Source organism: Mycobacterium sp. SMC-19, from assembly GCF_045310815.1.
Taxonomy (GTDB): Bacteria; Actinomycetota; Actinomycetes; order Mycobacteriales; family Mycobacteriaceae; genus Mycobacterium.
The window spans coordinates 32127-53349 of sequence record NZ_JBJIAM010000001.1 but is presented as its reverse complement, the minus strand read 5'-3'; the positions used below and the strand labels follow the sequence as shown (position 1 = coordinate 53349).

At 67.7% G+C, this 21223-nt stretch carries 24 protein-coding genes; 17 read left to right on the top strand and 7 right to left on the bottom strand.

Annotated elements, in window-relative coordinates; all coding sequences use genetic code 11:
* Positions 1 to 115 precede the first annotated feature (115 nt).
* Positions 116 to 754 carry a class I SAM-dependent methyltransferase gene (locus ACJH5R_RS00265; RefSeq protein WP_406781059.1) on the top strand — a complete coding sequence of 213 codons (639 nt, stop codon included), beginning with the start codon at positions 116 to 118 and terminating at the stop codon, positions 752 to 754.
* 7 nt (positions 755 to 761) lie between these two features.
* On the opposite strand, the gene ACJH5R_RS00260 is transcribed toward ACJH5R_RS00265, so the two are convergent.
* The gene (locus ACJH5R_RS00260; protein WP_406781058.1) at positions 762 to 1475 is read right to left on the bottom strand and encodes an SIR2 family NAD-dependent protein deacylase; all 714 of its coding nucleotides are present in this window, start codon (positions 1473 to 1475) and stop codon (positions 762 to 764) included.
* Between the two features lie 28 nt (positions 1476 to 1503).
* Here ACJH5R_RS00260 and ACJH5R_RS00255 point away from each other — a divergent pair, with 28 nt between their 5' ends.
* Complete coding sequence (locus ACJH5R_RS00255; protein WP_406781057.1) at positions 1504 to 1881, top strand: GntR family transcriptional regulator; 378 nt, start codon at positions 1504 to 1506, stop codon at positions 1879 to 1881.
* Here the strand turns inward: ACJH5R_RS00255 and ACJH5R_RS00250 are convergent.
* Both ACJH5R_RS00250 and ACJH5R_RS00245 read right to left on the bottom strand, forming a co-directional pair.
* Complete coding sequence (locus ACJH5R_RS00250) at positions 1878 to 2699, bottom strand: class I SAM-dependent methyltransferase (RefSeq protein ID WP_406781056.1); 822 nt, start codon at positions 2697 to 2699, stop codon at positions 1878 to 1880. The genes ACJH5R_RS00255 and ACJH5R_RS00250 overlap by 4 nt on opposite strands.
* 25 nt (positions 2700 to 2724) lie before the next feature.
* On the bottom strand, positions 2725 to 3240 hold the full coding sequence (locus tag ACJH5R_RS00245; protein WP_406781055.1) for a DUF1697 domain-containing protein: 516 nt from the start codon (positions 3238 to 3240) through the stop codon (positions 2725 to 2727).
* Between the two features lie 62 nt (positions 3241 to 3302).
* Between ACJH5R_RS00245 and ACJH5R_RS00240 the strand changes: the two genes are divergently transcribed.
* Positions 3303 to 3746 (top strand): PPOX class F420-dependent oxidoreductase, encoded by a 444-nt coding sequence (locus ACJH5R_RS00240; RefSeq protein ID WP_406758778.1) that lies wholly within the window; start codon positions 3303 to 3305, stop codon positions 3744 to 3746.
* A 44-nt stretch (positions 3747 to 3790) separates the two neighbouring features.
* A complete protein-coding gene (locus tag ACJH5R_RS00235; RefSeq protein WP_308486005.1) occupies positions 3791 to 3964 on the top strand; it encodes a DUF5302 domain-containing protein in 174 nt (57 codons plus the stop codon).
* Here the strand turns inward: ACJH5R_RS00235 and ACJH5R_RS00230 are convergent, their stop codons facing one another.
* A complete protein-coding gene (locus tag ACJH5R_RS00230) occupies positions 3965 to 4261 on the bottom strand; it encodes a DUF732 domain-containing protein (protein ID WP_406758779.1) in 297 nt (98 codons plus the stop codon).
* Positions 4262 to 4398: 137 nt separating this feature from the next.
* On the opposite strand from ACJH5R_RS00230, the gene ACJH5R_RS00225 reads away from it, so the two are divergent.
* Both ACJH5R_RS00225 and ACJH5R_RS00220 read left to right on the top strand, forming a co-directional pair.
* Complete coding sequence (locus ACJH5R_RS00225; protein ID WP_406758780.1) at positions 4399 to 4998, top strand: HhH-GPD-type base excision DNA repair protein; 600 nt, start codon at positions 4399 to 4401, stop codon at positions 4996 to 4998.
* Positions 4995 to 5141: a DUF1059 domain-containing protein gene (locus tag ACJH5R_RS00220; protein WP_308486008.1), complete on the top strand. Its 147-nt coding sequence runs from the start codon at positions 4995 to 4997 to the stop codon at positions 5139 to 5141. The genes ACJH5R_RS00225 and ACJH5R_RS00220 overlap by 4 nt, the downstream gene beginning before the upstream one ends.
* On the opposite strand, the gene ACJH5R_RS00215 is transcribed toward ACJH5R_RS00220, so the two are convergent.
* Together ACJH5R_RS00215 and ACJH5R_RS00210 are read right to left on the bottom strand one after the other, a co-directional pair.
* Positions 5135 to 5956, bottom strand: a complete 822-nt coding sequence (locus tag ACJH5R_RS00215; protein WP_406781054.1) for a DUF4349 domain-containing protein — start codon at positions 5954 to 5956, stop codon at positions 5135 to 5137. The two genes, ACJH5R_RS00220 and ACJH5R_RS00215, sit on opposite strands and share 7 nt — an antisense overlap.
* Positions 5957 to 5961: 5 nt before the next feature.
* Complete coding sequence (locus tag ACJH5R_RS00210; RefSeq protein WP_406758782.1) at positions 5962 to 6951, bottom strand: hypothetical protein; 990 nt, start codon at positions 6949 to 6951, stop codon at positions 5962 to 5964.
* A gap of 84 nt (positions 6952 to 7035) precedes the next feature.
* Here ACJH5R_RS00210 and ACJH5R_RS00205 point away from each other — a divergent pair, with 84 nt between their 5' ends.
* A complete protein-coding gene (locus tag ACJH5R_RS00205) occupies positions 7036 to 8385 on the top strand; it encodes a mannosyltransferase (RefSeq protein WP_406781053.1) in 1350 nt (449 codons plus the stop codon).
* On the opposite strand, the gene ACJH5R_RS00200 is transcribed toward ACJH5R_RS00205, so the two are convergent.
* Positions 8363 to 8647, bottom strand: coding sequence for a 4a-hydroxytetrahydrobiopterin dehydratase (locus ACJH5R_RS00200; RefSeq protein ID WP_406758784.1), 285 nt, complete (start codon positions 8645 to 8647; stop codon positions 8363 to 8365). The genes ACJH5R_RS00205 and ACJH5R_RS00200 overlap by 23 nt on opposite strands.
* Before the next feature lie 33 nt (positions 8648 to 8680).
* Between ACJH5R_RS00200 and ACJH5R_RS00195 the strand changes: the two genes are divergently transcribed.
* From ACJH5R_RS00195 to ACJH5R_RS00150, 10 genes are all read left to right on the top strand, one after another.
* Positions 8681 to 9088, top strand: a complete 408-nt coding sequence (locus ACJH5R_RS00195; RefSeq protein WP_406758785.1) for a (deoxy)nucleoside triphosphate pyrophosphohydrolase — start codon at positions 8681 to 8683, stop codon at positions 9086 to 9088.
* A gap of 150 nt (positions 9089 to 9238) precedes the next feature.
* Positions 9239 to 13039, top strand: coding sequence for a nitrate reductase subunit alpha (locus ACJH5R_RS00190; RefSeq protein WP_406758786.1), 3801 nt, complete (start codon positions 9239 to 9241; stop codon positions 13037 to 13039).
* A gap of 4 nt (positions 13040 to 13043) precedes the next feature.
* Positions 13044 to 14651 (top strand): nitrate reductase subunit beta, encoded by a 1608-nt coding sequence (narH, locus tag ACJH5R_RS00185; protein ID WP_406758787.1) that lies wholly within the window; start codon positions 13044 to 13046, stop codon positions 14649 to 14651.
* Positions 14648 to 15316, top strand: a complete 669-nt coding sequence (gene narJ, locus ACJH5R_RS00180; protein ID WP_406758788.1) for a nitrate reductase molybdenum cofactor assembly chaperone — start codon at positions 14648 to 14650, stop codon at positions 15314 to 15316. Before narH ends, narJ begins: the two co-directional genes overlap by 4 nt.
* Complete coding sequence (gene narI, locus ACJH5R_RS00175) at positions 15313 to 16062, top strand: respiratory nitrate reductase subunit gamma (RefSeq protein ID WP_406758789.1); 750 nt, start codon at positions 15313 to 15315, stop codon at positions 16060 to 16062. Before narJ ends, narI begins: the two co-directional genes overlap by 4 nt.
* Positions 16059 to 16376, top strand: a complete 318-nt coding sequence (locus tag ACJH5R_RS00170) for a DUF732 domain-containing protein (RefSeq protein WP_406758790.1) — start codon at positions 16059 to 16061, stop codon at positions 16374 to 16376. Before narI ends, ACJH5R_RS00170 begins: the two co-directional genes overlap by 4 nt.
* 8 nt (positions 16377 to 16384) lie before the next feature.
* Positions 16385 to 16768 carry a RidA family protein gene (locus ACJH5R_RS00165; RefSeq protein WP_406758791.1) on the top strand — a complete coding sequence of 128 codons (384 nt, stop codon included), beginning with the start codon at positions 16385 to 16387 and terminating at the stop codon, positions 16766 to 16768.
* A gap of 39 nt (positions 16769 to 16807) precedes the next feature.
* A complete protein-coding gene (locus ACJH5R_RS00160; RefSeq protein ID WP_125079740.1) occupies positions 16808 to 17197 on the top strand; it encodes a MarR family winged helix-turn-helix transcriptional regulator in 390 nt (129 codons plus the stop codon).
* Positions 17198 to 17248: 51 nt separating this feature from the next.
* Positions 17249 to 19132: a translational GTPase TypA gene (gene typA / locus ACJH5R_RS00155; RefSeq protein WP_406781052.1), complete on the top strand. Its 1884-nt coding sequence runs from the start codon at positions 17249 to 17251 to the stop codon at positions 19130 to 19132.
* Positions 19133 to 19197: 65 nt separating this feature from the next.
* Positions 19198 to 21111 carry an ABC transporter family substrate-binding protein gene (locus ACJH5R_RS00150; protein ID WP_406758793.1) on the top strand — a complete coding sequence of 638 codons (1914 nt, stop codon included), beginning with the start codon at positions 19198 to 19200 and terminating at the stop codon, positions 21109 to 21111.
* Positions 21112 to 21223: the final 112 nt, after the last annotated feature.

Here is a 21223-nt window from a genome sequence, read left to right as displayed (position 1 = left end):
GAATCATTGAGTCACGTTTCGGGAAATGGTGGCAATACTACTGACCGGTAGCCTTTGCGGGGCCTGTGCTCGGGGACGTGCCGGTGACCCGCTCCGCCCAGCTAGGGTGGCTGCCATGAGCGCACCGGACACCCTGGACAACCCGCTGTTCGCCCGGATCTGGACCTTCATGTCCAGCCGCGAAACCGACTGGTTGCGGGACCGTCGCCGAGAGAACCTGGAGGGTCTGTCCGGGCGCGTGCTGGAGATCGGGGCCGGCACCGGCAGCAACTTCGGCTTCTACCCGGGCACCGTGACCGAGGTGGTGGCCGCCGAGCCCGAGTCACGGCTGCGGGATACCGCCGTATCTGTCGCGGCGGCGGCTCCGGTGCCGATCACCGTGGTGGCGAGCACCGTGGAGGCCCTGGACGCCGGGGAGCCCTTCGACGCGATCGTGTGCTCCCTGGTCTTGTGTTCCGTCGACCAACCGGAGGACGTGCTGCGCCAGCTGTTCGCATTGCTGAAGCCCGGCGGCGAGCTGCGCTACTTCGAGCATGTCGCCAGCGCCGGGGTACGCGGCGGACTGCAACGGCTGGCCGACGCCACCTTCTGGCCTCGACTGTTCGGCAACTGCCACACCCACCGCGAGACCGAGCAGATGATCACCGCCGCAGGCTTCGTCGTCGGCAAATCGCGGCGCGGGCACCAATTCCCGGCATGGGCCCCGGTGCCGGTGTCGGAATTCGCGCTGGGCTCGGCCAACCGCCCGGCCTGATACCGAGTCAGCCCAGCAGGAACGGCAACCGCTGTGCCATTCCCGGCAGCGCCGCCGACGCAGTGGTTTGCAGAAAAACCGTGGCCCGCTCCGACAGCGGTGTCGGTTCCGGATTCACCTGGATGACGGTCTTGCCCAGCTCCAGCGCCCGTTCGGGCAGGCTGGCCGCCGGATAGACCACCCCGGACGTGCCGACCACGATCACCGCGTCGGCGGCATCGATGGCATCGACCGCTGCGTTCCACGGCTCGTCGGGTAGCTGTTCGCCGAACCACACCACGTCCGGGCGGATCAAGCCGCCGCACTCGCACTGCGGGGGCATGATTTCGAGTACGGGCTCCGCCAGCTCCGGCAGCTGCGTGTCGTGCGGTTGCTCGCAGTCCGAGCAGCGGAACGTGAACATCCGGCCGTGCAGATGGTGAACCGCGGAACTGCCGCCGCGCTCGTGCAGATTGTCGACGTTCTGGGTGATGACCTGGACGTCGGCGTGCTGTTCCCAGTCCGCAATCGCGGTATGGCCCAGGTTCGGCTCATAGCGGCGTGCCAGCTGGCAGCGCCACACATACCAGCCCCAGACCAGTTCCGGCTGCCGATTCCAGCCGTCGATGCTGGACACCTCGTAGGGGTCGTACTGCGACCAGAGCCCCTTCTCGTCGTCGCGGAAGGTAGGTATCCCGCTCTCCGCCGAGATCCCTGCACCGCTGAACACCACCACCCGCACGCCACCAAGATAGCGGGATACTGGCCCAATGGACTTCGCGGACCTGCTGAAAACCGACGCGCATGCCGACGTGCCGCTGTTCGATCAGATCAGGGTTGCGCTGATCGCGGCGGTCCGGGCCGGGGCCCTGCCCGCGGGAACGCGGCTGCCGACGGTGCGCGAACTGGCGAGTCAGCTGGGACTTGCGGTCAACACGGTCGCGCGCGCCTACCGCGAGCTGGAGGCCGGCGGCGTCGTCGAAACGCGGGGCCGGTTCGGCACTTTCGTGGCGAGCAGTGACCCAGCAGATGCGACCATGACGCAGGCGGCCGGCGCTTTCGCGGCCGCGGCCCGCGCGGTCGGTTTGGGCAAGGCCGATGCGCTGCGCTACCTCGACGCGGCCTTCGGCAGCGCCGACGCTACCTAGCCGAATTCCAGCAGGGTCAGTGACGGACGGACCGGGTCGAGGAAGCGCAGCCGATAGGCGCTCGAGAGCAGGGTGTTGAACAGCCAGCCGCGCCCGGCCGGCAACGGCAGATCGCGAACGGCCCGGATGCCGGGCATGGTGTTCACCAGATCGGCGGCCTCGCTCACCGACAGGTTGAACGGCATCGGCGGAGCCTTGTAGCGCAGCGAGGTCCACACCCCGCGGCGAATCAGCATCGCCATCAACGGCGGCGGTACATCGAAGAGCAGCCGCCCACCCGGGAATCGGCGGGCACACTCGGCGATCAGTGCCAGCGACTGCTCGGGCTGCAGGTACATCAGCAGGCCCTCGGCGCTGATGAACACGCCGTTGTCCGGATCGACCCGGTCCATCCAGGTGTAGTCCAAGGCGGATTGGGCGCACACTGAGACCTGCGGCGACGCCGGCAGCAGCCGGGTGCGGATGTCGACGATCGGCGGGAGATCGACGGTGAGCCAGCGGAACGCGGCGCCGGGAACGCTCGCGCTCACCCGCCAGAAGCTGGTCTGCAGGCCCTCGGCCAGGGCCACCACGGTGCCCGACGGGTGCTGATCCAGAAACTGCCGGGTCTGCTCGTCGAAGGCCAAGGCGCGCAGGGCGATGTCCTGGCGCGTCGGCCCGAACTTCGCGAAATCGAAGTCGATCGAATCGGCGAGGCGGATCGCCATCGGGTCATCGATGATCCCGTCGGAGCGGCGGGCTTCTGTCGCCCGAGCGTTCAACGTCAGCAACGCGGTTTCGGAGACCCCGGTCAGGGTGACTTTCTGTGCCTGGCTCACGTCTGCGACCTTACCGGTGCGCGCATTAGCGCAGCATTTTGTTCAGAGTGCGCAGGTTGCGGGTGGTGGTGGCGGACTTGTACCGCTTGTTGCCCATCGTCTTTCCCACCGTGCTGGTCAGGGTGTCGCCCTTGGGGATCTGCCAGTAGATCACCCCGTCACCGGGGGTGATCTTCTCCTCGGCATCGGCTGCGAGCCCAGACAGTTCGGACAGCGCCGCGTCGTCGGCGACGAACGTGACATAGGAGTGCTGGTCGGGGATCTCGGGTTCGAAGGGATAGGCAGCCACGATGTCGCGCACCGTCTCCACGTCATAGACCAGCACCCAGGCCTCATAGCCGAAGCGCTCCCGCAACGCCGCCTCGGCGGTGGTACGCACCTTCGCGGCATTGGCGGGCGAGTCCAGCAGCACGTTGCCGCTGGCAAGAAGGGTGCGGACCTCGGAGAATCCGGCGGTGGTCAGCGTGGCGGCGACCTCGGCCATCTTGAGGTTGACTCCGCCGACGTTCACGCCGCGCAGAAACAGTGCATACCGGGTCATGAGACGACTCCAATCGGTGGAAGAACGATGGCAATAACCGGACGCGTCGGTAGGCTTCGATCATGGGACGCCAGGTATTCGACGACAAGTTGCTTGCCTTGATCAGCGGGAACTCACTCGGTGTCTTGGCCACCCTCAAACGCGACGGGCGCCCGCAGCTGTCGAACGTGCAGTACTACTTCGATCCGCGGTCTCTGGTGGTGCAGGTCTCGGTCACCGAACCGCGAGCCAAGACCCGCAACCTGCGCCGTGATCCCAGGGCGTCGCTGCTGGTCGATTCCGACGACGGCTGGTCCTATGCCGTCGCCGAGGGGGATGCCCAGCTGACGCCGCCGGCCGCCGCGCCCGACGACGACACCGTCGAGGCGTTGATTACGTTGTACCGCAACATCGCCGGGGAACACCCGGACTGGGACGAGTACCGCCAGGCCATGGTGACCGACCGTCGCGTGCTGCTGACGCTGCCCATCCATCACCTTTACGGCATGCCACCGGGCGTGCGCTGAGCATCTGCCACCGGTAGGCCATGCGCTGGGCTAGGCTCCGGGGTATGCCCGAATCAGATTCCGCCGCAGACGAGAACAAGCGCAAGTTCCGGGAGGCGCTGGAGCGTAAGAAGGCGAAGTCGGCGGGCGGCTCCGACCACAAGGACGGCGGCGCCAAGCAGTCACGGTCGCACGGGCCGCTGGAGAGCCGTCGGGAATTCCGCCGCAAGAGCGGGTAGCTACTGCACCGGGCAGGCGTACTTGCGTGCCACGTCCATCACCCGCTGGTTCGCGCCGGGCCCGACGACCCCCTGTGCAGCGAGTTCCAACCCGATATAGCCCGGAAGTCCGCCTTCGCATGCCTGGTGGGCCAGGCGCCAGGCGGTGTCCGGATTCAGGTTGAACCCGTTGCGTTCCAGGCCCTCCATGTAGGTGTCGAATTCCGGGGTGCCCTGGTCCGGTATTGCGCCGGCCGTGGCGGCCAAGGCAAGCGCGGAAACCGCCGCTGCAATCAGCGCTGCCGCTACACGTCTCATGGTCCTTCTCCTGGAGATGCGTCCGCTCGTGGTGTCGTTACACGGTTGCACACTCCACCGACACAGACCTGCGGAACTCTTTAGTTGGCCGGGGTAGAGCGCTGCGGGGTGGTCGCGGGTGGTTCTAGACTGGCCGGGTGCCGAAGCTGCAGCTGGTCGGGGACCCTCCTGTCGACGCGTTGCTGAGCGCAGATCCGTTCGCGCTGCTGGTCGGAATGCTGCTCGATCAGCAGATCCCGATGGAGGTCGCGTTCGCCGGCCCGAAGAAGATCGCCGACCGGATGGGTGGGCTGGATCCGCACGACATCGCCGAGCGTGATCCGGACGAGTTCGCAGCGTTGTTCGCTGAAACGCCTGCGGTGCACCGGTTTCCGGGTTCGATGGCGGGTCGTGTTCAAGCCCTGGCCAAAGCTGTGTTGGATCAGTACGGCGGCGACACGACCGCATTGTGGACGGTCGGTGATCCCGATGGCGCCGAGGTGCTCAAGCGCCTCAAGGCACTGCCCGGCTACGGCGAGCAGAAGGCCCGGATCTTTCTGGCCCTGCTCGGCAAGCAATACGGCGTGACCCCGTCGGGATGGCGGGAGGCTGCCGGGGCATACGGTGAGCCCGGAACACACCTGTCGATCGCCGACGTCGTGGATGCGTCGTCGCTGCAGCAGGTGCGATCCACCAAGAAGGCCCAGAAATTGGCTGCGAAGCAGGCCCGAGAGAGTAAGGGAAAGGCGACGAAGTGAAAACTCACCTGAACTGTCCGTGTGGCGAGGCGATGACGGGCAAAGACGAGGACGAACTCGTCGTAGTGGTGCAAAAGCACCTCGCCGATGTGCACCCCGGTATGGAGTACGACCGGGACGCCATCTTGTTCATGGCCTACTGACGCGGCCGGCGGGTCCTGCGGCGCAGGACCACCACGACGCCGGTGATCACCACGATCACCGGTAGCCAGGGCAGTAGGAAACCCGCGATCGAGATCAGGCCGTGGGTGAACGACAGCAGGGCGTGCCAGCCGTGGCGAACCGACGTGAGGAATCCGGGGGCGGACGACTCGAACTCGGAGGCCAGCGAAACGGTGAGCGTCGCGTAGCTGATCTGGTCGCCGAGCTGGGTGCGCTGCGCGCGCAGGCTGTCGAGGTCGGCCTGCCGCGACGCCAGCTCCTTCTCGGCCTGCAGCAGATCGGCCGTGGTGGAGGCCGACTTCATCAGCGCGGTCAACCGGTCCACCGACGCCTGCAACGCGGCGACCCGCGCATCGAGGTCGACACGCTGGCCGGTGACGTCGTCGTGCCGCAACGCGATCGACGAGACGTCGCCCAGTTGCTTTGCGTCGTCGAGGAATTCATCGACCTTGGGGGAGGGGATGCGCACCGTCAGCTCGGCGGTGTGGGAACGTCCCGCTGCCGTGCTTTCGGTGCGGTCATCGACGCGGCCACCCAGTTCGGTGGTCAGGTCGGTGAGCCGTTCCACCGATGCGCCGACGTCGGTCACCGCGATATTGAGGCTGCCGGTGGTCACGACATCGCGTTGCAGCTGCTGAGTCGGCGGGCTCATCGGCGCCGGCGCGGAAACCGCGTCCGCGGATGGCGACCGTTCCGGCGACGGCCGTTCGCCGGCGCAACCGCTGATCGCCAGGAGCAACATCGCAGCCAGGCCGATCAACAACGTCCAAGGTGCCGACGTGCGGGGGACGGTCATGGCCGTCAGGGCACCACTGTCGAGCCGATGGTGGGCAGGAAGTTGCACTGGTGGTCCTTGGTGCTGACCTGACCGAAGATCGTCGACATGATGCTGCCCGAACCGGTGTCGACGATCGCCGTCAGCGTCGTCGGCCCTTCGGGGTTGATGTCGGTGCGCGGCTGCAGGGTGGCGCTACCGGACTTGCCGGTGGTCAGGTTCACCCACGTGACGTTCAGCGGCAGCTTCTGCGTCTCGGCCGGGCCGGGGGTTCCCATGGCGGTGAACACGTAGGCGGTCTGGCCGGGCTTGGGGCCGGGGGTCGGAATCGTGGCCGGGCCGGCCACCGACAGCGCAGTGGCGATGACGTTGCCGCCGTCGGCCTGGCAGTTCTGGCCGATGGACGGGTACATGAAGTCCTGGGTCGGTGGGGCGTCCGGGCCGAAGCCGGGGGTGGCCGCCGTCGCCGCGTCGGGTGCCGCGACGGTCGAGGCGGCTTCGGGAGCTGCCGGGGCCGCCTCGGGGAGGGCTTCGGCGGGCGCGGGCAGGGCTTCGGGTGCGTTGATGGCGGCCTGCGGGAGCGGGCCCACCGACTTGGCCGGGTCGATGCCGCTGGGCAGGTGGGCCACCAGCCCGGGTTCCGAGCCGGCCGTCGGTACGTGATTGCTCGGCAGTGCCTCCGGCGGCGCCTGCACGAACTGCGCCACCGAGTCGGCCACCTGCCGCGAGCTTGCGGGCGTGTTGGAGTTTCCGGTGAATGCGGCGGCCGCGGCCATCAGCAGCGAGGTCGCGCCGGCGGGGTCGGCGGCGGCCTGCTGGATCACCGGGCTCAACTGCTCGATGGCGGGCAGCCCGGGAAATCCCGCGGTGGGCAGCGGCAGTGCCGGCATGGCCGGGTCTGCTGTGGCCACCCCGCCGACGGCGCCGAGGACCAGCACGGCCGATGATCCGGCTGCGACGGCAGCTTTGGCGGCGGTGGCGCGTGTGGTGGTGATCAGCGTCTGGAGGCGCGACATGACTTCCCCAATCGTCGGCGATGGCTTCCTGAAAACTGAAGCTAGCCTGTTGCTGGTGAGGCTCAAGTGACACGTGTGTCATTTATGGAACCGTTACGGACCCGAACCGCGACGGTGATCTGGCGGCCGTTCGCTAGAGTCGTGCCGGTAGACACCACCTTGAACACCGGGGCCACCTTGCCTGCGCGTTCCCTGACGAATCGCCTGACTGCGTGGGCTCCATGGCTGCTGGTGGTCAGCATCGCGGCGCGACTTGCCTGGACCTACCTGACTCCGCACGGCGCCAACTTCGTCGACCTGCACGTCTACATCAGTGGCGCGGCCGCGCTGGCCCAGCCCGGCGCGCTGTATGACTACGTCTACGCCGACCAGACCCCGGACTTCCCGCTGCCGTTCACCTACCCGCCGTTCGCCGCGGTGGTGTTCTACCCGCTGCATTTCCTGCCGTTCGGTCTGGTTGCGCTCGGATGGCAGATCGGCACGATGGCCGCCCTGTATGGCGTGGTGCGGTTGTGCCAGCGCCTCCTCGGCGGAGCCTTGCCGAACCGCTCGGCTGATGCGGCGGTCCCAGCTTCGCCTCTCCTTCGTCGAGCCTCGCTGAACCGCCGGGTCGCGATGTTGTGGACGGCCGCGGGGATCTGGTCCGAACCGTTGCGCAGCACCTTCGACTACGGCCAGATCAATGTGATCCTGGTGCTGGCGGTGCTCTACGCGGTCTACAGCCGGCGGTGGTGGGTGTCGGGGCTGTTGGTCGGGCTGGCCGCCGGGGTGAAGCTGACCCCGGCGATCGCCGGGGTCTATCTGGCCGCGGCACGGCGCTGGGCCGCAGCGGTGTTCTCGGCCGTCGTCTTCGCCGGCACCATTGCGGTGTCGGTTTGGGCCACCGGCGATCAGGCTCGGCGCTACTTCACCGAGCTTCTCGGTGACGCTCACCGGGTAGGGCCGATCGGAACCTCGTTCAACCAGTCCTGGCGGGGCGGGATCTCTCGCATCCTCGGACACGACGCCGGTTACAGCCCGCCGGTGCTGATCGCGATCGGCGTCACCGCGGTGCTGGCCGTACTGGCCTGGCGGGCGCTGAACAGTACTCCCGCCCGCCCCGACCCCCTGGGGTCGTTACTGGTGGTCGAGCTCTTCGGGCTGCTGGCCTCGCCGATCTCCTGGACCCATCACTGGGTGTGGCTGCTGCCGCTGATGATCTGGCTGTTCTACGGACCGTGCGCGGATCGCCCGGGCGCCCGAATCCTGGGCTGGATGTGGCTGACGCTCACCCTTATCGGGGTGCCGTGGTTGCTGAGCTTCTTCCAGCCGACGATCTGGCAGGACGGCAGGCCCTGGTACCTGGCGTGGGCCGGCCTGGTCTACATCGTCGGCGCCGTGGTCACCTTGGGCTGGATGGCGACCACGCGGGTCACGCCGCGAGAAGCTGGTTGATCTCACCGGCCATCGCCACGTCCTTGTCGGTGATCCCGCCTTCGGAGTGCGTCACCAGCACGAAAGTCACGGTGCGCCAGCGAATATCGATATCCGGGTGGTGATCGGCCGCTTCGGCACGTTCGGCGACTCGACGCACGGCATCGATCCCGGCCAGAAACGAGCCGAACTTGACCGAGCGCCGCAGCGCTCCCTCGGCGTGCTCCCAGCCATCGAGGTCGGGCAGCGCCGCGTTTACCTGGTCGTCAGTCAACAAAGCCATACCCGACGGTAGGACGGTATAGCCTCACACGCCATGTCACCCCAGATCGTCGTCGCCGGAGCCGTCATCGCCGAATCGGCGGCCGGGCGAACGGTGCTGATCGCGCAGCGGCTCCGCCCGCCGGAGCTGGCCGGTCGCTGGGAACTGCCCGGCGGCAAGGTCAAGCCCGGGGAGAGCGAACTAGCAGCCCTGGCCCGCGAACTCGGCGAAGAGTTGGGCCTGGACGCCGGGGCGATCACGGTGGGGGAGCGCCTCGGTGCCGATGTGGTGCTGAACCCGGACATGACCCTGCGCGCCTACCTGGTCAGCCTGACCGGCGGCGAACCTCATCCCCATGACCATCAGGCGCTCCGCTGGGTGACGGCTGTGCAACTGGCCGACGTTGACTGGGTACCTGCTGATCGAGCTTGGCTGCCGGAGCTGGCTCAGGCACTCTGGTGAAAAGGCTCTGTTAAATCTTCCCGACGGATTGGGTCGTTGGGCGATATATCCCGCTACGCTGGTGTTTCGGGCCTGATAGGGCGTGCGGCGGTGGCTCCGGCCTACGTGAAGTCCGTCGGAGCGCGCCGACCCGCCGAAGGAGAATCGGAAATGACACGCGCAGCGCGACCGCCCACCACCGGGTTCCTACGGCGGTCCCGGCTTCCCCTCGCCTCCGCCGGCCCGGGGGCCGACTCCGGCGAGCCTCGCCGAACCACCGGGGTCGGTGGTCCCCTCGAAGAACTACTGGAACGCAGCGGCCGGTTCTTCACCCGGGGACAGGTCTCCCCGGACCTGCGCACCGTCACCCACCGGGGCGGGCGCGAGGCCGACATCTTCTACCGGGACCGCTGGAGCCACGACAAGGTGGTCCGGTCCACGCACGGGGTGAACTGCACCGGGTCGTGTTCCTGGAAGATCTTCGTCAAGGACGGCATCATCACCTGGGAGAACCAGGCCACCGACTATCCCTCGGTGGGCCCGGACCGTCCCGAGTACGAGCCGCGAGGCTGCCCGCGCGGCGCCTCGTTCTCCTGGTACTCCTACTCGCCGACTCGGGTGCGTTACCCCTACGCGCGCGGGGTACTGGTCGAGATGTTCCGGGAGGCCAAGGCGCGCCTGGGCGACCCGGTGCTGGCCTGGGCGGACATCCAGGCCGACCCCGAACGTCGCCGGCGCTACCAGCAGGCCCGCGGCATGGGCGGGCTGGTTCGGGTGACCTGGGCCGAAGCCACCGAGATGATCGCCGCCGCCCACGTGCACACCATCAAGACCTACGGCCCGGACCGGGTCGCGGGGTTCTCCCCGATTCCGGCGATGTCGATGGTGTCGTTCGCCGCAGGCTCCCGATTCATCCAGATGCTCGGCGGGGTGATGACGTCGTTCTACGACTGGTACGCCGACCTGCCGGTCGCCTCGCCCCAGGTGTTCGGCGACCAGACCGACGTCCCGGAATCCGGGGACTGGTGGGACGCCGCCTATCTGATGATGTGGGGCTCCAACGTCCCGATCACCCGCACGCCCGACGCGCACTGGATGGCCGAGGTGCGATACCGCGGCACCAAGGTGGTCACCGTCAGCCCGGACTACGCCGACAACACCAAGTTCGCCGACGAGTGGATGCCGTGTGCGGCCGGCACCGACGGCGCATTGGCAATGGCGATGGGCCACGTCATCCTCACCGAGTGCTACGTCAAGCAGGAGGTGCCGTTCTTCACCGACTACGTGCGCCGCTACACCGACCTGCCGTTCCTGATCAAGCTGGAGGAGCGTGACGGCCGCCTGATTCCGGGCAAGAACCTGACCGCCGCCGACCTGGGCGGAGATCTGGCGGACACCGAGAACTCGGCGTTCAAGCCGGCCCTGCTCGATGAGGTCACCGACAGTGTCGTTGTGCCGCACGGCTCGCTGGGCTTCCGCTGGGGCGACGAGGGCATGGGCAAGTGGAACCTGGACCTCGGTGACGTGCGGCCGGCGTTGAGCGTCCGGAACCCGAAATTCCGCAACGGCGATCAGCCCGCGGCGCTGGTCTCGCTGCCCGGCTTCGATGCCGTGACCGGCCACGGCACCGTCGTCGAGCGCGGGGTGCCGGTGCGACAGGTCGGCGAGCACCTGGTCTGCACCGTGTTCGACCTGATGCTGGCCAACTACTCGGTGCGCCGGCCCTGGCTGCCCGGCGAGTGGCCGACCGGTTATGACGACGGCACGCAGGTCAACACCCCGGCGTGGCAGGAATCGATAACCGGGGTCTCCGCGGCGCAGGCGATCCGGGTCGCGCGCGAATTCGCCCGCAACGCAGAAGAATCCGGCGGCCGGTCGATGATCATCATGGGCAGTGGCATCTGCCAGTGGTTCCACGGCGACGCCACCTACCGCGCGGTGCTCGCGCTGCTGATGCTCACCGGCTCGATGGGCCGCAACGGCGGCGGCTGGGCGCACTACGTCGGTCAGGAGAAGGTGCGCCCGCTGACCGGGTGGGCCACGATGGCCGCGGGCAGCGATTGGACGCGGCCGGCGCGACAGGTGCCGGGCACCTCCTACTGGTATGCCCACACCGACCAATGGCGCTACGACGCCTACGGGGCGGAGAAGCTGACCACGCCGCTCGGGCGCGGCCGATTCGACGGCCGACACACCATGGACATCCTGGCGTCGGCCACCGCGATGGGCTGGAGCCCGTTCTATCCGCAGTTCGACCGCTCCAGCCTGGAGGTGGCCGATGAGGCCGAGGCCGCCGGCCGTGATGCGGGGGAGTACGTCGCAGAGAAACTCGCCGCCGGCGACTTGAAGCTGTCGGTCACCGATCCGGACAACCCGGTGAACTGGCCGCGCGTGCTCACGGTGTGGCGGGCCAACCTCATCGGCGCGTCCGGCAAGGGCGGTGAGTACTTCCTCAAGCACCTGCTGGGCACCGATGCCAGCGTGATCGGCGAGCCGCCCGCCGGCGGGGTGAAACCGGCCGATGTGCGCTGGGACCGCGACATTCCCGAGGGCAAGCTCGATCTGCTCATGTCGATCGATTTTCGGATGACCTCGACCACGCTGATGTCCGATGTCGTGCTGCCGGCGGCCACCTGGTACGAGAAGGCCGACCTGTCGTCGACCGACATGCACCCCTACGTGCACTCGTTCAGCGCGGCGATCGACCCGCCCTGGGAGACCCGCAGCGACTTTGACGCTTTCGGCGCGATCGCCCGGACGTTCAGCACCCTGGCGGCCAAGCACCTCGGCGTCCGCAACGACGTCGTGCTCACCGCGATGCAGCACGACACCGCGGATGCGATGGCCTATCCCGACGGCACCGAGCGCGACTGGCTGCGCAGCGGCGAGACGCCGGTTCCCGGCAAGACTATGCCCAAAGTCACTGTGGTGGAGCGTGATTACTCCGCTATCGGTGACAAATGGCAGACGTTGGGCCCGCTGGTGGACACCCTGGGGCTGACCACCAAGGGCTACACGGTGTTTCCGCACGAAGAGGTCGAGGACCTGGCCGCCAGATTCGGGGTGATGAAGTCCGGTGCCGGGACCGGGCGCCCCGCGCTCACCACCGCGACGCGGATGGCCGACACCGTGCTGGCACTGTCGGGCACCACCAATGGCCGGATCGCGACGGAGGGCTTCCGGGAGCTGGAGAAGCGCACCGGCCAGCGGCTGGCGCACCTGTCCGAGGGCAGCGAGGAGAAGCGGATCACCTACGCCGACACCCAGGCGCGGCCGGTGCCGGTGGTCACCAGCCCGGAATGGTCTGGCAGTGAGACCGGAGGACGGCGCTACGCCCCGTTCACGATCAACATCGAATGTCTCAAGCCGTTCCACACCCTGACCGGCCGGATGCACTTCTACACCGCGCATGACTGGATCGAGGAGCTCGGCGAACATCTGCCGGTCTACCGCCCGCCACTGGACATGGCGAGGCTGTTCGATGCCCCCGAACTCGGCGAGACCGGGGACGGCATCGGGATCACCGTGCGCTACCTGACCCCGCATTCGAAGTGGTCGTTCCACTCCACCTACCAAGACAACCTCTACATGCTGTCGCTGTCGCGCGGCGGCCCCACCATGTGGATGAGCCCGGGCGATGCGGCGAAAATCGGTGTCAAGGACAACGATTGGATCGAGGCCGTCAACGTCAACGGCGTGTTCGTGGGTCGCGCGATCGTGAGCCAGCGGATGCCGGACGGGGTGGTGTTCGTCTACCACGTGCAGGAACGCACCGTGGACACCCCGCGGGCCGAGACCAACAACAAGCGTGGCGGCACCCACAACTCGTTGACCCGGATCCGGGTCAAGCCCAGCCACTTGGCCGGTGGCTACGGCCAACACGCGTTCGCGTTCAACTACCTGGGGCCGACCGGCAATCAGCGCGACGAGGTGACGGTGGTGCGGCGCCGCAGCCAGGACGTGAGGTACTGAAGTCATGAAAGTAATGGCGCAGATGGCCATGGTGATGAACCTGGACAAATGCATTGGGTGCCATACCTGTTCGGTGACGTGCAAGCAGGCCTGGACCAACCGCGAGGGGACCGAGTACGTCTGGTTCAACAATGTCGAAACCCGCCCCGGCGGCGGGTATCCGCGGACCTACGAAGACCAGAGCCGCTGGAAGGGCGGTTGGACGCTGGACAAGCGGGGTCGGTTGCGCCTGCTGGCCGGCGGCCGGTTCCACAAGCTGCTCAACATCTTCGCCAACCCCAACCTGCCGGGCCTGAAGGACTACTACGAGCCGTGGACCTACGACTACGAGAACCTCACCACCGCGCCGCTGGGGGACACCATCCCGGTTGCGGCACCGAAGAGTTCGATCACCGGCGAGCCGATGAAGATCGAGTGGGGACCCAACTGGGACGACAACCTCGCCGGGGCACCGGAGACCCTGGTCAACGACCCGATCCTGGCGAAGGTCAGCGACCAGGTCAAAACCGAGCTCGAAGAAACGTTCATGTTCTACCTGCCGCGGATCTGCGAGCACTGCCTGAATCCGTCATGCGTGGCGTCGTGCCCGACCGGAGCCATCTACAAGCGCGAAGAAGACGGCATCGTGCTGGTTGACCAGGACCGCTGTCGCGGCTGGCGGCTGTGCGTGTCGGGATGCCCGTACAAGAAGGTGTACTTCAACCACAAGACCGGCAAGGCCGAGAAGTGCCATTTCTGTTACCCCCGTATCGAAGTCGGCCTGCCGACGGTCTGTTCGGAGACCTGCGTCGGCCGGCTGCGCTACATCGGCCTGGTGCTCTACGACGCCGACAAGGTGCTCGAAGCGGCTTCGGTCGACAAGGACACCGACCTGTATGAGGCGCAGTGCGGGGTGTTCCTGGACCCGACCGACCCGCAGGTGATCGCGGGCGCGCGCGCCGAGGGGATCTCCGATGCCTGGATCGAGGCGGCGCAACGGTCGCCGATCTACGCGCTGATCAACACCTACAAGGTGGCGTTGCCCCTGCACCCGGAGTACCGGACCATGCCGATGGTCTGGTACATCCCGCCGTTGTCTCCGGTGGTCGACGCCGTCAGCCGCGACGGGCACGACGGCGAAGATCTGGGCAACCTTTTCGGGGCGCTTTCCGCGTTGCGTATTCCGATGGCCTATCTCGCCGAGCTGTTCACCGCCGGTGACACCGGAGTGGTCGAGGGCGTGCTGCGCCGGCTGGCGGCGATGCGCTCCTACATGCGTGACATCAGCCTGGGGCGCGAGACCCAGCCGCACATACCCGACTCGGTCGGAATGACCGAGGAGCAGATGTACAACATGTACCGGCTGCTCGCGATCGCGAAATACGAAGAGCGCTATGTGATTCCCACCGCCTACAGCCAACAGGCGCACGATCTCGAACACCTGGGATGTTCGATCACCGGCGGACCGGAGGCGTACGAGGAGGATCCGTTCGTCGGCGCCGATGACGTGGCGAAGTCGTCGTTCCATCTGGTCGAAAACGGGCACGCGCAGCGGCCGCGGGGCCGGACCAACCTGCTCAACTGGGGTGGCGGCGAGCGGGCCGTGCCGGAGATGTTCCCGGAGCACCAGTGAAGCGATTCATACATTCCCTGCGACGCCAGGCCGGCGGACCCGCCGACCGGGCGGTGTGGCAGGCGGCGTCGCTGCTGCTGTCCTATCCCGATGACCAACTGCCTCAGCGGCTCGACACCGTTGAGGCACTGCTCGCCCATGCCGAGGAATCGGCGGCGAATCTGTTGCGGCGCACGGTTACCGCGCTGCGTGCTGCTGACCCGATGGCGGCCGCAGTCGACTACGTCGAAACCTTCGACATGCGCCGGCGCTCGACGATGTTTCTGACCTACTGGACCGGTGGGGACACCCGCAACCGCGGGATGCAGATGCTGGCCTTTGCCACCGCCTACCGCGAGGCCGGGGCCGAGCCGCCGGTGGGCGAGGCGCCCGACCACCTGCCGGTGGTTCTGGAGTTCGCCGCGACGGTGGCTCCGCAGGCCGGTCGCCGGCTGCTGCTGGCGCACCGCGCACCGCTGGACATCCTGCACCGTGCGTTGAGCGACGCCGGGTCGCCGTATGCCTTCGCCGTGGCCGCGGTCTGCGCGACACTCCCAGCGGTAACCGATCAGGAGGTGCGACAGGTGAGTCAGCTGATGGCATCCGGGCCGCCGGCGGAAGCCGTTGGGCTGCAACCGTTCACGGCAGCAGTACCGCTCGGAATGCCGAAGGTTCCGACCCGATGACGGACGTCACCCTCACCAGCCCCGCGGAGCTGTGGTGGGACATCGTGCCCTACTTCGTGCTGGCGATCGCGGGCGTCGCCACCTGGTGGCGATACAAGTACGACAAGTTCGGCTGGACCACCCGCTCGTCGCAGCTGTATGAGTCCAAGCTGCTGCGGATCGGCAGCCCGATGTTCCACTTCGGCAGCTTCGTGGTGATCGCAGGACACATCATGGGACTGTTCGTCCCGGAGTCGTGGACCGAAGCGCTGGGCATGAGCGACCGGCTCTATCACCTGCAGGCGCTGATCCTGGGTCTGCCCGCCGGGATCGCCACCCTGATCGGTGTCGGGCTGCTGATCTACCGGCGCCGCACCGAGCGCTCGGTGTTCAAGGCCACCAGCGTCAGCGACAAGCTGATGTACGCGGTGCTGGTGTGTGCGCTGGTGGTCGGGATGAGCTGCACCCTGATGGGGACCACCACCTACGGCGAGGAGCACGACTACCGGCAGACGGTCTCGGTCTGGTTCCGGTCGATCTTCACGCTCGATCCACGGGGCGATTTGATGCTGCAAGCGCCGCTGTATTTCCAGGTTCACGTCATGATTGCGTTGACTTTGTTCGCGCTGTGGCCGTTCACTCGTCTGGTGCACGCTTTCAGCGCGCCGATCGGGTATCTGTTTCGGCCGTACATCGTCTATCGCAGCCGCGACGTCGCAAGGAGGAATCAGCCGATGGGTTCACGACCGCAACGGAGGGGCTGGTGAGAATCCGCGCGGCGCTGCTCGGCGCGCTGGGCTGTGTCTGTTTTGCGGCGCCCGCTCATGCCGATCCCTCCGAGACCGACACCGCCTTTCTGGTGTCGTTGCGGGCGGCGGGCATCACCTACAACAACGCCGACCAGGCCATCATCACCGCGAAAATGGTGTGCGGGTTCATCGCCGAGGGCCAACCCAGCCCGCAGGTACTCGAGGGCCTCAAGGCACGCAATCCGGGCCTGACGACCGAGCATGGCACCCAGTTCGTGGGGATCGCCGCCCAGGTGTACTGCCCCGACCAGCTGGTGCGCAACGGCACCTAGGAGCAGCCATGAAGGTCGTGATTCCCGAGTGGATGAAGCCGATCTACGACAACTTTCACTACGCCCCGGCCGTCATCGTCGGAGATCAGCTGCGCTGCTCGGGCATGATCGGCATCCGGCCCGACATGTCCGTGCCGGCAGACCCGACCGAGCAGATCACGCTGGCCTTCGAAAATCTGCGCGGCCTGCTCGGCGAAGTGGGGCTGACCTTCGCCGACGTCACGGAGATGACCACCTACCACGTCGGGCTGAGCGCTCAGATCGACAACTTCGTGGCGGTCAAGGACACCTTTGTGGCCGCGCCGTACCCCGCGTGGACGGCCGTCGGGATCTCCGAATTGGCCATCCCGGGCGCGGTGGTTGAAATCCGCATCACCGCACAGCTGAGCTGAGCTGCGCGCGACGGCGGGGGTCGGCATAAAGTTACAGACGTGCCACTGCCTGACGAGGTCTATTCCCGGCTGCTTGCTTTCCGCACGCGGCTGAGGCGCTTTGAGCGGTGGAGTGCCGACCAGGCGCAAGCGGCCGGACTCACCCCTGCACAGCACCAGTTGTTGTTGGCGATCCGGGGCCACGGTGACTCGCGGGGGCCGACGGTCGGCGACATCGCGGAATACCTGCTGTTACGCCACCACAGCGCCGGGGAGCTGATCCAGCGGGCCGAAGCCGCCGGTCTGGTCACCCGGGTCCGCGACAGCGGCGACCAGCGGGTGATCCGGCTGCAGCTCACCGAAACGGCGGCGCAGTGTCTGCAATCGCTGACCGAACTGCACGTCAAGGAGCTCGAGAGGTTCTCCGCGGAGTCCCCCCTCGGGCTGTGACATGGCTTTCATGTTTTCGCGATTGACAGGGTGCGCTGGCAGAATCGCCCGGTGAACTTTCGTAACGTCGCCATCGTCGCGCACGTAGACCACGGCAAGACGACTTTGGTCGACGCCATGCTCCGCCAGTCCGGCGCCCTGCAAGAACGCGGTGAGGCGCAGGAGCGGGTGATGGACTCCGGTGACCTGGAGCGGGAAAAGGGCATCACGATCCTGGCCAAGAACACGGCCGTGCATCGCCACAACGCCGATGGAACCGTCACCGTCATCAACGTTATCGACACTCCGGGCCACGCCGACTTCGGCGGCGAGGTGGAGCGCGGGCTGTCCATGGTCGACGGCGTGGTTCTGCTGGTCGACGCGTCCGAGGGGCCGCTGCCGCAGACCCGATTCGTGCTGCGCAAGGCGCTGGCCGCTCATCTGCCGGTGATCCTGGTGGTCAACAAGACCGACCGGCCCGACGCCCGCATTGCCGAGGTGGTCGACGCCAGCCACGACCTGCTGCTCGACGTGGCCAGCGACCTCGACGACGAAGCGCAGGCCGCCGCGGAACACGCCCTCGGTCTGCCGACGCTGTACGCATCCGGCCGGGCCGGGGTGGCGAGCACCACCGCGCCCGCCGACGGCCAGATTCCAGACGGCGACAACCTGGACCCGCTGTTCGACGTGCTGCTCGAGCACGTCCCGCCGCCGTCGGGCGACCCGGAAGCGCCGCTACAGGCGCTGGTCACCAACCTCGACGCCTCGCCCTTCCTGGGCCGGCTCGCCCTGATCCGGGTCTACAACGGCCGCATCCGCAAGGGCCAGCAGGTCGCCTGGATGCGTGAGGTCGACGGCGAACCGATGACCACCACCGCGAAGATCACCGAGCTGCTGGTCACCGAGGGGGTCGAACGCAACCCGACCGAAGAGGCCAGCGCCGGCGACATCGTCGCCGTCGCCGGCATCAGCGACATCATGATCGGTGACACCCTGGCCGATCTGGCCACGCCGGTCGCACTGCCGCGCATCACCGTCGACGAACCGGCGATCTCGGTGACGATCGGCACCAACTCCTCGCCGCTGGCGGGCAAGGTCTCCGGCCACAAGTTGACCGCGCGGATGGTCAAGTCGCGCCTGGACACCGAGCTGATCGGCAACGTGTCGATCCGGGTGGTCGACATCGGCCGTCCCGACGCCTGGGAGGTGCAGGGCCGTGGCGAGCTGGCGCTGGCCATCCTCGTCGAGCAGATGCGCCGGGAGGGCTTCGAGCTGACCGTCGGCAAGCCGCAGGTGGTGACGCGCAAGGTCGACGGCAAGGTGCACGAGCCGTTCGAGCACCTCACGGTCGACTGCCCGGAGGAGTACGTCGGCGCCATCACCCAGCTGGCGGCGGCACGCAAGGGCCGGATGACCGAGATGGCTAACCACACCACCGGGTGGGTACGGATGGAGTTCATCATCCCCAGCCGCGGTCTGATCGGGTGGCGCACCGACTTTCTCACCGAGACTCGTGGCACCGGTATAGCCAATGCCGTGTTCGAGGGCTACCAGCCGTGGGCCGGCGAGATCCGCGCCCGGCACACCGGGTCGCTGGTGAGCGACCGGGCCGGGTCCATCACTCCGTTCGCGCTGATCCAGTTGGCCGACCGTGGGCAGTTCTTCGTCGAGCCGGGTCAGGACACGTACCAGGGCATGGTGGTGGGGATCAATCCTCGAGCCGAGGACCTCGACATCAATGTCACCAAGGAGAAGAAGCTGACCAACATGCGGTCGTCGACGGCCGATGTGATGGAGACGCTGGCCCGTCCGATCGAGCTCGATCTGGAGCAGGCGATGGAGTTCTGCGCGGCCGACGAGTGCGTCGAGGTCACCCCCGAGGTGGTCCGGGTCCGCAAGGTCGAACTGGACTCGACGCTGCGGGCACGCAGCCGCTCCCGGGCCAAGAACCTCTAGGTTTGGGCGCGGTTTTGCGCGCTGCTCGACGGTCTTCGCGCCGGAATCGCCGCCCAGATACCCTGGTGGCCGTGCCGAAACCAGCCCGCCGCGCCCATGTCACGGCGGGGGCACTGGTTTCGGCGACGATGCTGGTACTGACGCAGGCGACCTCGGCGTGCACGGTGAATCCGCCGCCGGCGCCGCAGAGTACGGAGACGCCTAAGAGCTCGGCGCCGCCGCCCCAGCGGATCAGCCAGATCATCATGGGCATCGATTCCATCGGGGCCGGCTTCAACCCCCACCTGCGCTCGGACCTGTCGCCGGTCACCGCGGCGATCAGCGCGCTGGTGCTGCCCAGCGCGTTTCGGCCGATCCCAGACTCCAGCACGCCCACCGGGTCTCGGTGGGAGATGGACCCGACCCTGCTGGTGTCGGCCAAGGTGACCGCCGAAGCGCCGTTCACGGTGACCTACCGGATCCGCCCCGAGGCTTCCTGGACCGACAACGCGCCGATCGCCGCCGACGATTTCTGGTACCTGTGGCAGCAGATGGTCAGCCAGCCCGGCGTCGTCGATCCGGCGGGCTATGACCTGATCACCGGTGTGCACTCCGTCGAAGGCGGCAAGCAGGTGGTGGTCACCTTCGCCAAGCCGTATCCGGCCTGGCGGGAGCTGTTCAACAACATCGTTCCGGCGCACATCGTCAAGGACGTGCCCGGTGGTTTCCCGGCGGGCCTGGCCCGGGCGCTGCCGGTCACCGGTGGCCAATTCCGGGTGGAGAACATCGACCCGCAGCGCGACGCGATCCTGCTTGCCCGCAACGACCGCTACTGGGGCCCGCCGGCGAAGCCGGATCTGGTCCTGTTCCGCCGCGCCGGCTCAGCGGCGGCGCTGGCCGACTCCATCCGCAACGGTGATACCCAGGTGGCTCAGGTGCACGGCGGCTCGGCGGCGTTTGCTCAGCTGTCGGTGATCCCCGGCGTGCAGACCACTCGGGTGGTCACGCCGCGAATCATGCAACTCGCACTGCGGGCTGCGGACCCCAAGTTGGCCGATGTGCGGGTCCGCCGGGCCATTCTGGGCCTCCTCGACGTCGGCCTGCTGGCCACGGTGGGGGCCGGCAGCGACAACACCGTCACCTTGGACCAGGCCCAGATCCGGACGCCCAGCGATCCCGGCTACGTGCCCACCGCACCGCCGGCGATGTCCGAATCGGCGGCGCTGGCACTGCTGCTGGCGGCCGGCTACCGGGTCGAGAAGGATGCGCCCCCGTCCGCATTGGTCCCACCTGCCGGCTCCGCCACCGGTGTGCCGCATCCGCCGGAGATCACCCGGGGGCGGATCAGCAAGGGTGGGGAACAGCTGTCGCTGGTCATCGGGGTGGCGGCCAACGACCCGACCTCCCTGGCGGTGGCCAACACGGCCGCGGACCAGCTGCGCAACGTCGGCATTGCCGCCACAGTGCTTGCACTGGACCCGGTGAAGCTCTACCGGGAGGCGCTGGCCACCCAGCAGGTCGATGCGATCGTCGGCTGGCAGCAGGCCGGTGGGGATCTCGCGACGCTGCTGGCGTCGCGCTACGGCTGCGGGGCGCTGGCCCCCACGACCGTGCCCACCTCGGGCAGCCCGGTGCCGGCACCCTCGACGACTCCGGCCCCGCAGTCCCCAGCGCCTGCACCGGCACCGGCCAAGCCGACTTCGAAGGTTCCACCGCGCTCCTCCTCGCCGGGGGCGCTGGTACAGGCTCCGTCGAACATCACCGGTGTCTGCGACCATGCCATCCAGGCCGAGATCGACGCGGCCCTCGATGGCAGTAAGTCCATCGGCGACGTGATCGCCTCCGTCGAACCACGGCTGTGGAACATGGCGACGGTGCTGCCGATCCTGCAGGACACCACGATCGTGGCCGTGGGCCCCAGCGTCGCCAATGTCAGCCTGACCGGGGCCGTCCCGGTGGGCATCGTGGGCGGGGCCGGAACCTGGCTCAAGCTGCCCTGACGGTGCGCCGCAGACGCTAGGCTTGCCCGGACCGGCGGCGACGGGGGAGAAATCAGGTGGCCGCCAGCTGGAATCGGCGTTAACGAAGTCTTGCGCACAGGCAATTCTTGGG